Raw genomic sequence first — 13,289 nt, forward strand, 5'->3', positions numbered from 1 at the left:
CTTCCTTTTTTAGGTTATAAACATGAAGCACCCCCGCTTCAAGGCCCGCCAGGGCTGACGGAGGTCCCGTCCCACGACGGCCGCCCGGCGTTCCCGCCGGGCGGCCGTCGTGCGTCATGCGTCACGGCGTCGCCTCCGGCCGGTCCCGACAGCCCGACGGACGGGCTTCCCGACGGACGGGCCTGAGGACCCGACGGGCCGGGAGACCCTGAGGAAGCCGGCCTTGTCCCGTGGCGCCCGTCTCGGACGGCCGCCCGAGACGGCCGGTGGCGCGTGACGGCCCGTGGCCCGGCCGGTCGTTCGTTTCGGCCGGTGGCCCGTGACGGCCGGTCGCCCGGCCCCACGGCCTCGCCGCCTGCGGAGGACCCCGTACGCTCGCCCCATGTCCCCGCACGTCCTGATCCTCGGCGGTACCGCCGAGGCCCGCCGCCTCGCCACCGAGTTGTCGGGGCGCCCCGGCGTCCGGGTCACCACCTCGCTCGCGGGCCGGGTCGCACGGCCGGGCACACTCGCCGGCGAGGTGCGGATCGGCGGGTTCGGCGGGACGGCCGGCCTCGGCGACTGGCTTCGCGAACACCGCGTGGACGCGCTGGTGGACGCCACCCACCCCTTCGCCGAGACGATCACCGCGAACGCGGCCCGTGCCGCCCGGGCCACCGGAATCCCCTCCGTCGTCCTGCGCCGCCCCGGCTGGCAGCCACGCCCCGGCGACGACTGGCACCCGGTCCCGTCCCTGCCCGCGGCGGCCGCCGCCCTGCCCCGCTTCGGCCCCCGCGTCTTCCTGACCACCGGCCGCCTGGGCCTGTCCGCCTTCGCCCACCTGGCGGACCGGCACTTCGTCGTACGGTCCGTGGAGCCCCCCGAGCCGCCCCTGCCCCGGCACACCGAAGTGCTGCTGGCGCGCGGGCCGTTCACCGTCGCCGACGAGAGCGCGCTGCTGACCGGGAACCTGATCGACGTCCTGGTCACGAAGGACAGCGGGGGAGCGGCCACGGCCGCCAAACTCACGGCCGCACGGGAGCTCGGGCTGCCCGTGGTCGTCGTACGGCGGCCCCCGTTGCCAGACGGCGTGACGGCGGTGCCGGACGTCGCCGGCGTACTGGAACGGCTGAGTCTCGGCCCCGCGTGACCACCCCGGGCGTCAGGGCGTCAGGGCGTCCGGGCGTCAGGGTGTCCGGGCGTGAGGGTGTCCGGACGTCACGGTGTCTGGACGTCACGGTGTCCTGGCGGCCGGCGTCAGTTCCGCCGTCTGTTCGGACAGGCCGTCGGTCAGGTCCTCGACCAGCAGACGCTTGCCGATGGCGTCGACCGCGGCGCGCAGGTCCGCGCCCGAGGGGCGGCCCAGGTCCTGCTGGACGCGGTCCTTCAGCCAGCTGCCCCACGCGTCGCCGAGCACCCGGGCCTCGTGGTCGCCGGCCGCGGTCAGGGACAGGAAGGAGCCGTCGCGGGTGAGGTAGCCCTCGTCGGCCATGCGGTCGAAAACGGGCAGCAGGACCTCCGGGGGCACCCGGCGGCGGGCGGCGATCAGGCCGAGGTTGCCGTGGCCGACCAGCCGGGTGTGCAGTTCGACCTGCATCACGGCCCAGGCGCCGGCCACGTCCAGCCGGGTGCCGGACTCGCGGATGATGCGGCGGGCGGTCTCCAGGTCCGCCCGGCCGATGATCTTCGCCACGGCCGCCTCCAGCACCCGCTGCGAGTCCGGCCCGTGCGGCGAGGCGAACCCCTCGCCCATGTCGGTGGAGCCGAGCCGGGCGCTGTCCCGCAGCTGGACCTGCTTGAGGAACAGGGCGACCACGAACCCGACGGCGGCGACCGGCACGGTCCACAGGAACACGGTGTGGATGGTGTCGGCGTACGCCTGGATGATCGGCTCGGCGGCGGGCGCGGGCAGCCGATGGAGGCCCTCGGGGCTGGTGGCCGCCTTGGAGATGACAGCCGGGCCGAGGGCGGTCGCCCTGTCGGCGGCGGCGATCCCGTCCGCCAGGTTCGGCTTCAGCGCGTTGGTGTAGAGGGTGCCGAAGACGGCCGTACCGAACGAACTGCCCAGCGTGCGGAAGAAGGTGACGCCCGAGGTCGCGGTCCCGAGGTCGGTGTAGTCGACGGTGTTCTGCACGGCGATCGTCAGCACCTGCATGCACAGGCCGATGCCGGTGCCGAGCACGAACATGTACAGCGACTCCAGCCAGGCCCCGGTGCCCGGCCCCATCAGGGACATCAGGTAGAGGCCGGCGCCCATGACCGCGGAGCCGATGATCGGGAAGAGCCGGTACTGGCCGGTCTTGCTCACCACGTTGCCGCTGAAGATCGAGGCGATGAGCAGGCCGATCACCATCGGCAGGGTCCGCACGCCCGAGATCGTCGCCGAGTCGCCGTCGACGTACTGGAGGTAGCTCGGCAGATAGGTCATCGCGCCGAGCATCGCGAAGCCGACGATGAAGCTGAGGATCGAGCAGACGGTGAAGACCGGGTTGCCGAACAGCCGCATCGGCAGCATCGGTTCCCGCGCCCGGGTCTCCACCCGGCAGAACAGCGCGAGCGCCACCGCGCCGCCGACGAACAGGCCGATGATGGTGCCCGAAGCCCACGGGTACTCGTTGCCGCCCCAGCTCGTCGCCAGGATCAGCGAGCTCGCGCCGACCGCGACCAGCGCGATGCCCAGGTAGTCGATGACCGGCTTCGCCGCCGACTTCACCACCGGGATGGTGCGGGCGGCTGCGGCCACCACGACGATCGCGATGGGCACGTTGACGTAGAACGCCCAGCGCCACGACAGGTGGTCGGTGAACAGCCCGCCGAGCAGCGGCCCGATGACCGTGGCCACGCCGAACACCGCCCCGATCGCGCCCTGGTACTTGCCGCGCTCCCGCAGCGGGATGACGTCGGCGATCAGCGCCATCGCGGTCACCATCAGCCCGCCGGCGCCGATGCCCTGCATCGCCCGCCAGGAGATCAGCAGCGACATGTTGGTGGCGAGGCCGCACAGGAACGAACCCGTGATGAACACGATCGCCGAGACCTGGAAGACCACCTTGCGGCCGAACACGTCGCCGAACTTGCCGACCAGGACGGTCGCCACGGTCTCCGCGAGGAGGTAGGAGGTGACCACCCACGACATGTGCGCGGCGCCGCCCAGGTCCGACACGATCGTCGGCAGCGCGGTGCCCACGATCGTCTGGTCCAGGGCCGCGAGCAGCATCCCCAGCATGATCGTCACGAAGACGACGTTGCGCCGGCGGGCGTCGAGGACGGGCGGCTGGGACGCGTCGGGCAGGACGGATTCCTCGGTCACTGTCACGATGTCACCACCACACTGGTGGGCTACCGTCGCCTACCGGAAGGGACCACCCGGGTACCGCTCAGCCCTCCTTCGGAACCTCCGGGTGGCGGCGCAGCAGATACGTGTCCATGATCCAGCCCTTGCGCTCGCGTGCCTCGGCCCGCAGCCGCTCGATGCGCGGACCGGCCTCGGCGATCGGACCGGAGACCAGGATCTCGTCCGGGGTGCCGAGGTACGCGCCCCAGTAGATGTCGATGTCCTCGTCCGCGTACCGGCGGAAGGCCTGGTGCGCGTCGAGCATCACCACCACGTCGTCCACCCCGTCCGGCAGCCCCTCGGCGAGCCGCCGCCCGGTGGTGATCTGCACCGGCCGGGCCACCCGGTTCAGCCCCGTACGGTGCCGGGCCGCCAGTGCCGAGACACTGCTGATCCCGGGCAGCACGTCGTACGCGAACCGCACCGCGCCCCGGGCCAGCACCTCCTCCAGGATCGCCAACGTGCTGTCGTACAACGACGGATCGCCCCACACCAGGAAGGCGCCGGTCTGCTCCTCGCCCAGCTCCTCGCGGATCAGCCGCTCGTAGATGTCCGCGCGGGCGCTGCGCCAGTCGCCGACGGCCGGCGGGTACGCCCCGCCGCCCGCGGCCCGGTCCCGCTCCGGGTCCCGTGCCTCGACCACCCGGTAACCGCCGTCCGGTATGTGCGTGTCGAGCATGTCCAGGCGCAGCTGTGTCAGGTCGCTCTTGACCTCGCCCTTGTCGAGGAGGAAGAACACGTCCGTGCTCTTCAGCGCCCGGACCGCCTGGAGGGTGAGCTGGTCGGGGTCGCCCGCGCCGATACCGATGACATGAATCTCTCGCACGCCCCCGAGTCTGCCGCATGGCACTGACAGCGGGTCACCCCGGTGCTACCGGGAGCCGCGCAGCCGGGGCGCCTCGCCCTTAGCGTCGACGCTCCCGGCGCCGCCCTCCACCCGCCCGGCCAGCTCCCGCGCCCACCGCGCGAGCCCGTCGACATCGATCCCGTGAGGCCGTGGCCCTCCGCCCCCGCCCGCCCACTCCTCCACCGCACCCGCGCCGCGCCGCAGCAGCCGCGCGCCGCCGGTCGCGTTCCCGCGGGCCGCGTGCGTGAGCCCCACCGCCAGCTGGGCCAGCCCCCGCCACAGCGTGCGCTCCGCCTCGGGCCCCGACTTCCAGGCGTCCTCGAACACCTCGTGCGCGTGGAAGGGCTTCCCGGCGTCCAGCAGCGCCTGAGCCTCGGCGACCGTCTCCTCCGGAGTCCGTACGACGCCTTCGGGCTGCCGCTCGACACCCGGTGCGCCGTACGGCAGCGGCCGCCCCAGCCCGTCCCGCGGCCGGGCGCTGCGCGCCCTGCCCTCGGCGTCCCGGTCCCGTGCCTCTGTCCACGCGTCTCGCATACGACCGATTGTCCTCCCTCGTCCGCCGCCTGCTTTCGGCCCGGCCAGGTACGTGGGGTAAGGTTCTGTTCGCGCGATCACGCGGGTCACCGCGCGACAGTGCAGCACCGGGACGTGGCGCAGCTTGGTAGCGCACTTGACTGGGGGTCAAGGGGTCGCAGGTTCAAATCCTGTCGTCCCGACGGTGTTCACCAGCGGGTCTGCCGGAATCGGCGGGCCCGCTGAGTGCGTTCGTGTGACACGTGATGGCGGCGTGATGGCAACCGAGAGACACTCGGCAGCCGGTCTCAGCCCTTCACCAACTCCCCCCCCCCGCGTGGTCATCTCCACGCTGCGCAAGAAGCTCGGCAGGCCGTGGCCGATCGAGACCGTTCCCGGTGTCGGGTACCGCGTTGTCCGCACCTGACGCGGGCGGGACACCGCGACCGGCTCCTCGCAGGTCCCTCAGCGCCCAGATCATCGGGAGCCTGATCGCCGTCTTCACCGTGCTGGCCCTGGTCATGATCGCCACCGTCACGCTGCTGACGGCCTACGTTCCCGTCGGCATCGTCGGAGGGGCACCGGCGGTCGCGCCCGGCACGACGGGAGGCGCACTTCCACCCTCCACGGGTACGGCGGGTCCGGTCCCGCCCCGGCAGGAGGTCGAGCGGCTGCAGGTGTTCTCGGCTATCGCCCTCACCGTCGGGGTCGTCTCCGGAGTGTTCGCCGTGCGCCGGATCATACGACGCTCGCTGGCACCGCTGAGCGCGATGGCCGCCGCGCCCCGCCAAGCCGCCGCCGCGGACCTGCGCGCCCGGGTACCGGTGGGCCGGACCAGGGACGAGATCACCGACCTGGCTGTCACCTTCAACGTCATGCTCGCGAGACTGGACGACGCCTTCGAGGCACAGCGCCGTTTCGCGGCGAACGCCTCCCACGAACTGCGGACACCACTGGCTACCACGCAGGCGGTCATCGACGACGCGCTGGCCGACGAGCCGCCCGGACCGACACGTGACCTCCTGCAAGACCTGTGCACCCTGAACAGCCGCAGTGTCCGCACCGTACACACGCTGCTGGACCTCGCGGACACCCAAGCGGGGCGGGGCAGGACGGGGACGGCCGACGCCTAGGTGACCTGGCCTGAATCGTCGGTCAGAGCAGCCGCGGTCAAGGTGAGGTGCTGGACCAGGACCGCGGCTGCGGTGTCGGCGTCGCGGGCCAGCACCGCCTCCTCCAGCCTGCGGTGTTCCGTGGCGCCGTCCCGGCCGGGGTTGCGGTGCGCCGACCAACGGCGGGCCAGCTCGCTGGCGGTCCACAACCGGTCGAAGGTCTCCAGCAGTGCGCGGTTGCCGCACCCCTCCAGCAACGTGCGGTGGAAGGCCCTGTGAGCCTCGGCCCAAGCAGCGGTGTAGTACTCGCCTTCCTCCGGCACGTACGCCGGAGTGCGCACCAGACGATGATGGGCGGCCCGCACACGGGCCTCCCAGTCGACGTCGCCGCGCTCGATGGACATGCGCAGTACGACCGGTTCGACGGTCCGGCGGGCTTCCGCGATCTCCTGCCAGCGGCGGTCGGAGAAGGACGGGACCGCGAAACCGCGGTTGGGCAGCCGGTCGGCGAGCCCCTCGCCCACCACCCGCACGAGTGCCTCGCGCACCACGGCCAGGCTCACGCCCTGCTCCTTGGCAAGATCCTGCGGCTTGAGGGGGGTGCCGGGGGGGTGGTCCCCGCGCATGATCGCGTCCCGCAGGTGTGCGTAGACCTGCTCGGAGAGCATCTGCTTCCCCGGCGGGGTCGAGGAGTGCGCGGTCTGAGTCATGAACCCATCCTAGACGACCTGATAGACGATCCCTTGGATAATCGATTATTGATGTTATGGTCGATTCAGCAGCCGATGAGGACGTCCTCGTCCGGAAAGGAACGACCGCCGTGTCTGCCAACAACCCCTTCGCCCGCCTCCCCCAGGCGGCCTCATTCACCGTCACCAGCACCACCGTCACCGACGGCACCGCGTGGCCGCCCGAGCAGCACTCCTCCGGCCTGCCCGGCGGGAAGGACACATCCCCGCAGCTGTCCTGGAGCGGCGCCCCGGACGGCACCAAGAGCTACGCCGTCACCGTCTACGACCCCGACGCCCCCACCGGGTCCGGGTTCTGGCACTGGGCGGTCGCCGACATCCCCGCCACTGTCACCGAGCTCCCCGAGGGCGCCGGCGACGACACCGGCTCACAGCTGCCCGAAGGCGCCTACCAGTTGCCCAACGACGCCCGCGTGGCTCGCTTCATCGGCGCCGCCCCGCCGGCCGGACACGGCCCGCACCGTTACTTCATCGTGGTGCACGCCCTCGACATCCCCGCCACAGGCGTCCCGGCCGACGCCACACCGGCCGTCCTCGGCTTCACCATGGCCGGTCACACCCTCGGACGCGCGGTGTTGACCGCCACCGCCGAAACACCCGCCTGACGGCGCCGCCCGACTCCCGGAGACACCACCGCCATGCACCTCGAAGCCCTTCCCGACTCCGCCCGCACCGGCGACGGCCCGATAGACCTCACCGCCGTCCGTGACGTCAGCCACGCCGTCAGCGCCGCCCACCTGTTCATCTATCTCGTCCCCGAGAGTGCCCAGGAGGCGGCCGAGCTCGGCGTGACCGACCGCGGGCCGGCGTATCTGGCCTTCCGGTCGGCCGCGATGGGCGCGGTTCCGTGGCACGTCACGGCCGCGGCCTTCTACAACTTCAGCCCGCGGGCGGTGCGGGCCATGGCGGGCGTGTGGGACGCCGCGCCGCCCGAGCGGTGGCAGGCCGCCCGCTTCCTGGCCGCCGGACGGGCGATGCGGCGCGTCAACATACGTCTCACGGACGACCACCTCGTCGAGGCGCGCTCGCTGATCGACCCGGTCGTCGCCGGTGCCGACTACGCCGGCAAGGTGCTCGCCGCCGCGAACGCCTCGGTCGCGCTTCCCCCCGACCCTCTCGTCGCACTCTGGCAGCAGATCACGGTGGCGCGCGAGTGGCGCGGCGACGCCCATCTCGTCGTACTCGCCGACAACGGCCTTGGGCCGTGCGACTGCCTTGTCCTGCACACCGCGACCGGCCGCCTCCCGACAGCTCTCGCGCGAGCGACCCGTCAGTGGGACGACGAGGAGTGGAGCGCGGCGACGGCACGCCTCGTCGCGCGCGGCTGGCTCGACTCCCACGGCGTGGTCACCGACGTCGGCAGTGCGGCACGCGAGCGCATCGAAGTGGAAACGGACGAGCACTGCGCCGCGCTGTGGGCGCCGATCGGCACCGCGGGCGCCCGCCACTTCGCCGCGCTCATCGCGCCGATCACCAACGCGTTCACCGCGGCGGGGACGTTCCAGGCCGTTCATGGACGGTCTGATCTCGCATGAACGGTCCTTTGCGCGAGCAAGATCGACAGGCGGCCGCCAGACCCCCGCTGATCTTGGATCGACTCTCAGCTTGTTCTTTATGGTCTGAGTCGGTTTCGTTCGGTGATGCTCTCGGGTCGTTTCACGGTCTTGCCCACGTCGTGGCGGGTGGCGGGCCGCCGGTTCTTTGAGCCAAGTGGCCTTCCAGGCCCGAGAGTTGAGGGTTTCGGCGCACGGGCCGGACAGTGCAGGTGCGGGCGGAGGTTCCGAAACCCTCGGCGGACTCGGGCCGGGGTGAGCCGGCCGGGCTCGGCGGGCTTCTCCCACGGCCGCCGCAAATCGGCGGCGGCTTCGCGCAGAAGTCGGATCTGGGTGTGCGCGGCGATGATCAGCCAGGTCCAGCGCTCGCCGGCCTCGGGGGTTCGCAGCTTCGGACGGGTCCACCCGAGGGTCTGTTTCATCAGCCTGAAGAGGTGTTCGATGTCGAATCTCCGCAGGAACGCCTGCCAGCGCACGTCCACGTCCTCGCTGTTCAGGCCGGTGGCGGACGACCAGAGCCAGAGCGGGAGCGGGGCGCCTCCGCCGGGCAGGCGGTCGACCTGGAGGCGGATCAGCGTGCCTTCGATGATGGGGAGTTCGCCGGTGTGGTCGATCCACGCGGAGCGGGTGGTCAGGCGGGGGTGGATGCGGTCCCAGGCCATCGCGCGGGCGGTGCCGTACCGGTCGGTGACCTGCACGGTTGCCGCGTCCGGCTCGCCCCAGGTCTCCGGCTTGGCGAAGCGGAACTGCTTGCCGTGCTTCGGGTAGCGCCCGCCCTGAGGATAGGCCAGGGCGTACTCCTTGAGCGAGGGCGCCGGCCGTCGCATCACCCGGTCCGAGCGCATCCGTCCCAGGACCTCGACGGGGAGCCCGTCGAGGAGGTGGGCCATGCGCGGGGCGTCGTAGCCGGCGTCGAAGACGATGAGGATGTCGCGGTCGCCGAAGTGCCAGCGGCCCATCTCGATCAGGTCAGTGACCACACGGCGGAGTTGGGCAGCGGTGACCTCGGCGACGTCGTCCTCGGGTCCGAGACGGACGGCGTCCAGGAGCTGGCACCAAGAGGTGCGGCCCGATTCGAGGGCGGCGACGAACGAGTACGGCCAGCCAGGGATGAACTGATCCGAAGACCGTCCGCTGCGGCCGTAGACGTGGCAGAACAGGCGATCCGCGCTGGTCGGCGCGTCGGGGCGGAGCCAGTTGCTGACGTCGACCGCCAGGACCAGGCGCCCGTCGGCGGCCCGCGGCATCGGCAGACCGGCCAGCACCTGCCGCAGCCGGGGCACGTCCACGTTCCCGCAGTTCAACGCCTCGTACATCGCGCCGTGCCCACGCCGGTGCTCGGCCACCAGCGTCAGGTCCACCGGCGACGTCACCGGCCCGTCCGCGCACAGCAACGCGTCCACGAGCTCGAACAGCTCGTCCCCACGGGCGGTCAGACAGTCGAATAAGTCGTCCCGGAAGCGTGAGGCGTTCGCGAACGCCTCCGCCGGAACAGCATACTCACCCTTACGGCCTTCGCACTGGTCAAGTGCCTCCTTGGTCGGAGCACATGATCGTGCGGAGGCCGCCCGCGTGTCCGTTGAACAGCCCAACCATAGATCAAGTTCGAGTGCTGTTTGAATGCCGGTGAGCAGGTCAGGCGGCAACCAGCGAGGCCTGGATGCGGCTGACGGCACGCAGAATCTCGTCGCGGTTCTTCGCCCGCTTGATCCATGCCGGAAGACGGGCCACCAACGTCATCTTCTGCCCGGTGTCGTACCAGGGCGCTCGTTCCCGCAGCGATGCCTGGACGAAACGACGGATCAAGTCGAGATGCTCGAGGTTGTACGCCCACAACCACCCGTGCCGGGTCTCAACCTGGAGCCACAAAGGCATACCGAAGTACGGATCCGTCGCGGGTTGATCTGTGCCAGCAGAGAGCTCGACACGACGGCCGCTCCACATTCGAGACAGCCCGCAGCCACGACAGACCAGACGTCGTGGCCTGAACAGGGGCCGACCCCCGGGAGCAGAGTTTTCGGGCGCTGGAACAACACGAGCGGCCTTCTCGCAACCCGGACACCGCACAATGATCAAGCTGATGAAGTCGTACTCGGTGCTGCGCGGATCCCGGAACCGCCCAGAGAACAAGGCCATGCAGTGAGTATGCAACTGCCTTGCACATCGGTGCATCCCGATTCGACCGCTCACTTTCAGGCCTGCCAGCCACCCTGCCATGGCCAGACCGAGGTTAAAGAACAAGCTCAGAACCCGTTCTCACTCAAAAGTGGGTCGGGCCCCCATCCGAGACTTGCAGTGTGTGAAAATCCGGGCCCCTGACGGACCCTCAGCACTCGTCGGCGTCGGACCGGTCGGACGCCGACGGCTCTCGGGCGACTACTACGTCTACCCCGGTGCCACCGACCGTGCGCTGCGGCGGTATCGGGCGTTTCTGCAGCCCCCCGGACGACGCGCAGGATGCGGAGTGTTCGTGCCGCGGCTGCTCCTTCGACGACGTGCGGCACGCTCGCGACGTGCTGGAGGAGGTCTTGCAGCAGTTGCCTCCCTGGCCCCGCGCCCAGCTGGAACACCAAGTCCGCGCCCTGGATGCCAGGTACGTCGAGCGGACGCCGGCCGATCCGTTCGCCGCTGATCGGCAGTGGCGTTCCGACCTCTGGTGGCGGCGCCGTCTGGCCGGCTGACGAGAAGCTGGATGAGGGGTCCGGCCCAAGCCGCGGTGAAAAGATCCATCCGTGGCTGGTGTGATCACGGCGTCACAGCCGTCCTGGACAGGCCCGTTCACCAGGCTGAGCCCGCGCTGCTTCGGCAAGCTGGTGACCGCCCTGCGCCGCGAGGGAGCGGACACGGTCCGCCGAGGCCCGCCGTGGGGCCTGCCCCTGGAGGACCGCGTCCTGCTGGTCGCGGCGTACTGGCGGACGAACTAGACACTGCGCCGGCTTGCGCCGCTGTTCGGAATCTCGAAGGCTGCGGCCGACCGCATCATCAACCGCCTCGCACCCCTGCTCGCCCTGCGGCCACGCCGACGATTCCGCAAGGACACCGTGCTCATCGGGGACGCCGATCCGGGGCAGCCCGATCTCCTCAGAGCGCCGGCGCAGCCTGGGACCATCCGGCCAGGTCGGAGCGCTTGACGGTCTCACGGGAACGGTCGCACTCAAGCGGCGTGGAGTCCACGCCCCATACGTCGTCGCTCCACAGCGTGGTGTCCAGGTGGGCATGAGCGTGCCGCAGCCACCGCGCTTCGGAGGTGAAGCCGAGCATGGCCTGCATCATCGCCAGGGTCGCCAACTCGGCATCGCTGAGCTGCGGCGCGCTCATGCCCACGGTCGGCCGCCATGGCCTGTACTGCGGCGAACCCACGACTACGGTGTCAGCACGATCCTCCCGAAGACCTCACCCGCGGCCATCTTCTGGTGCGCCAGCACGGCTTTGTCCAGTGGCAGCACCTCGTGCACCACTGTTTCGATCTCGCCGCGACCGGCTGCGGCGAACTGCTCGCTGCGCACGGCACGCAGGTCGGCTTGGGCGACGGTAGCTGCGCTGAAAGCGGCGAAGGACATCGACTTCTGGAACGCCGCCATGATCTTCGTGCCGAAGTCCGAGGGCGGCTGACCTGCGACAGCGCCCACGGCCACCATGCGGCCGTTCGGGTTGAGCCTGTCGACGAACGACGGCATGTCCTCACCGGCCACAACGTCGATGATGACGTCATAGCCCGCTGGAGCCTCCTTCCCTCCGTGGCCGGAGCGGTCCAGCACGTGGGTCGCGCCGAGACGGCGCAGCCGCTCGCCGCGCTCGGCCGACGATGTCGTGACCGCCACCGCGGCGGCACCACCGCGAGCAGCGAGCTGAACGGCCATGATCCCGATGCTGCCGGCCGCGCCACGCACCAAGACTGTCTCCCCGGGAGTGAAATGGGCGTGGCGAAGCCCGAAGTGAGCCACCGCACCGGAACTGCCGAGGGTCACCGCGGCGACGGCGGACAGGGTACTGGGCAGGGGAAGAATCTGCTCGACCGGCGCGACGGCCTGTTCGACGTAGCCTCCGCCGGTGCCGGTGAAGCCCCACACCCGCAGGCCGATCCACGACGCGTCGACGCCGTCACCGACCGCGGTCACGGTGCCCACCACCTCGCCACCCGGGATGAAACCCTCCTTGAAGCCGTAGGCGGCCAGAGCCCCGCTTCGGATCACGGTGTCGACACCACCGACGCCCACCGCCTCAACGGCCATCAGCACCTGCCCGGCAGCAGGTGCGGGTATCGGCAGGTCGACAACAGCCAGACCCTCAGGACCCCCGAACTTCCGGATCGCGATTGCCTTCAATGTCGTCTCCACGTTTTCGGACCGCTCAAGCACGATCCGGCTCCATACCCGCCACCGATCGCCGCCTGGCGGGAAGAGGCTTCACGCCACGGCCGAGGATCGGTCCCCGTGCCGTGCGCCCCAATGATCTCGGCGAGCTTCTACGTCTTGGACGGTATCGGACGCCCCCGTCCGTTTGGTTAAAGTGAGAGAGTGACCGAGCAGTTGCCTCATAAGCTGCGTTCCGACGCGATGGACAACCGCGACCGCATCCAGGACGCGGCCCGAGCGCTGTTCTCGGCCGAGGGCCTGGATGTGCCGATGCGGGAGATCGCGCGGCGTGCCGGGGTGGGACCCGCCACCTTGTACCGTCACTTCCCGACCAAGCAGATGCTGGTCGCCGAAGCCTTCGCGGACCAACTGCGCGCATGTCGCACGATCGTCGACGAGGGGTGCGCAGATCCTGATCCGTGGCGTGGCCTCTGCCTGGTGATCGAGAAGATCTGTGAGCTGCACGCACGCGATCGGGGCTTCACCGAAGCCTTCCTGTCAACCCTCCCGGGGGCGCCGGATGTCGCGGGACGTGAGTACACGGTGAAAGCAGTCGCCGGACTGGCCCAGCGAGCCAAGGACGCAGGGCACCTGAGGCCCGACTTCGTTCTGGACGACCTCATTCTCGTACTCATGGCCAACAAGGGGATCCACGCCGCATCCACCGCCACCCAGGTCATGGCCTCCCGACGCTTCGCAGGGCTGGCGATCCAGGCGCTTGAAGCCTGCCCTCACCACGCGCCGCTACCACCAGCGGCACGACTGGCATCCGCAGCGCCGGCCGGCGCCTGACCGTGGGCGAGCGGTATCCACGTTCGACGCACGAACCACTGAACCCCTTGGAACA

Annotated in this window: 13 protein-coding genes, 1 tRNA gene and 2 pseudogenes; 8 read left to right on the forward strand and 8 right to left on the reverse strand. The window is 70.6% G+C overall.

Annotated elements, in window-relative coordinates; all coding sequences use genetic code 11:
* The first annotated feature begins 382 nt into the window (after positions 1–382).
* On the forward strand, positions 383–1,129 hold the full coding sequence (locus ABT137_RS18630; RefSeq protein ID WP_351709998.1) for a cobalt-precorrin-6A reductase: 747 nt from the start codon (positions 383–385) through the stop codon (positions 1,127–1,129).
* An 84-nt stretch (positions 1,130–1,213) separates the two neighbouring features.
* Here the strand turns inward: ABT137_RS18630 and ABT137_RS18635 are convergent, their stop codons facing one another.
* From ABT137_RS18635 to ABT137_RS18645, 3 genes are all read right to left on the reverse strand, one after another.
* A complete protein-coding gene (locus ABT137_RS18635; RefSeq protein WP_351710001.1) occupies positions 1,214–3,295 on the reverse strand; it encodes an MDR family MFS transporter in 2,082 nt (693 codons plus the stop codon).
* Positions 3,296–3,356: 61 nt separating this feature from the next.
* Positions 3,357–4,139: a precorrin-6A synthase (deacetylating) gene (gene cobF, locus ABT137_RS18640; RefSeq protein WP_351710004.1), complete on the reverse strand. Its 783-nt coding sequence runs from the start codon at positions 4,137–4,139 to the stop codon at positions 3,357–3,359.
* Positions 4,140–4,184: 45 nt separating this feature from the next.
* Positions 4,185–4,694, reverse strand: coding sequence for a DUF309 domain-containing protein (locus tag ABT137_RS18645; RefSeq protein ID WP_351710007.1), 510 nt, complete (start codon positions 4,692–4,694; stop codon positions 4,185–4,187).
* Between the two features lie 108 nt (positions 4,695–4,802).
* On the opposite strand from ABT137_RS18645, the gene ABT137_RS18650 reads away from it, so the two are divergent.
* Positions 4,803–4,876, forward strand: a tRNA-Pro gene (locus ABT137_RS18650).
* Positions 4,877–5,086: 210 nt separating this feature from the next.
* Complete coding sequence (locus ABT137_RS18655; protein WP_351710009.1) at positions 5,087–5,806, forward strand: HAMP domain-containing protein; 720 nt, start codon at positions 5,087–5,089, stop codon at positions 5,804–5,806.
* On the opposite strand, the gene ABT137_RS18660 is transcribed toward ABT137_RS18655, so the two are convergent.
* Positions 5,803–6,495: a GntR family transcriptional regulator gene (locus ABT137_RS18660; protein ID WP_351710012.1), complete on the reverse strand. Its 693-nt coding sequence runs from the start codon at positions 6,493–6,495 to the stop codon at positions 5,803–5,805. The genes ABT137_RS18655 and ABT137_RS18660 overlap by 4 nt on opposite strands.
* Before the next feature lie 110 nt (positions 6,496–6,605).
* Between ABT137_RS18660 and ABT137_RS18665 the strand changes: the two genes are divergently transcribed.
* Both ABT137_RS18665 and ABT137_RS18670 read left to right on the forward strand, forming a co-directional pair.
* A complete protein-coding gene (locus tag ABT137_RS18665) occupies positions 6,606–7,139 on the forward strand; it encodes a YbhB/YbcL family Raf kinase inhibitor-like protein (protein WP_351710014.1) in 534 nt (177 codons plus the stop codon).
* A 33-nt stretch (positions 7,140–7,172) separates the two neighbouring features.
* Positions 7,173–8,069 (forward strand): SCO6745 family protein, encoded by an 897-nt coding sequence (locus tag ABT137_RS18670; RefSeq protein ID WP_351710017.1) that lies wholly within the window; start codon positions 7,173–7,175, stop codon positions 8,067–8,069.
* Positions 8,070–8,146: 77 nt separating this feature from the next.
* Here ABT137_RS18670 and ABT137_RS18675 read toward each other — a convergent pair whose 3' ends face one another.
* Positions 8,147–9,523 carry an NF041680 family putative transposase gene (locus ABT137_RS18675; RefSeq protein WP_351710539.1) on the reverse strand — a complete coding sequence of 459 codons (1,377 nt, stop codon included), beginning with the start codon at positions 9,521–9,523 and terminating at the stop codon, positions 8,147–8,149.
* Between the two features lie 199 nt (positions 9,524–9,722).
* The gene (locus tag ABT137_RS18680) at positions 9,723–10,223 is read right to left on the reverse strand and encodes a hypothetical protein (RefSeq protein WP_351710020.1); all 501 of its coding nucleotides are present in this window, start codon (positions 10,221–10,223) and stop codon (positions 9,723–9,725) included.
* A 377-nt stretch (positions 10,224–10,600) separates the two neighbouring features.
* Here ABT137_RS18680 and ABT137_RS18685 point away from each other — a divergent pair, with 377 nt between their 5' ends.
* The gene (locus tag ABT137_RS18685; protein WP_351710023.1) at positions 10,601–10,768 is read left to right on the forward strand and encodes a hypothetical protein; all 168 of its coding nucleotides are present in this window, start codon (positions 10,601–10,603) and stop codon (positions 10,766–10,768) included.
* A gap of 51 nt (positions 10,769–10,819) precedes the next feature.
* Positions 10,820–11,143, forward strand: a pseudogene (locus ABT137_RS18690) (helix-turn-helix domain-containing protein); the annotation flags it as partial.
* A 43-nt stretch (positions 11,144–11,186) separates the two neighbouring features.
* Here the strand turns inward: ABT137_RS18690 and ABT137_RS18695 are convergent.
* Positions 11,187–11,447: pseudogene (locus ABT137_RS18695) on the reverse strand (IS982 family transposase); the annotation flags it as partial.
* Positions 11,448–11,449: 2 nt separating this feature from the next.
* Positions 11,450–12,412, reverse strand: coding sequence for a zinc-binding dehydrogenase (locus ABT137_RS18700; protein WP_351710540.1), 963 nt, complete (start codon positions 12,410–12,412; stop codon positions 11,450–11,452).
* Between the two features lie 192 nt (positions 12,413–12,604).
* Between ABT137_RS18700 and ABT137_RS18705 the strand changes: the two genes are divergently transcribed.
* Positions 12,605–13,234, forward strand: coding sequence for a TetR/AcrR family transcriptional regulator (locus ABT137_RS18705; RefSeq protein WP_351710026.1), 630 nt, complete (start codon positions 12,605–12,607; stop codon positions 13,232–13,234).
* Positions 13,235–13,289: the final 55 nt, after the last annotated feature.

This window comes from Streptomyces sp. NPDC001980, assembly GCF_040296885.1.
Lineage (GTDB): Bacteria > Actinomycetota > Actinomycetes > Streptomycetales > Streptomycetaceae > Streptomyces.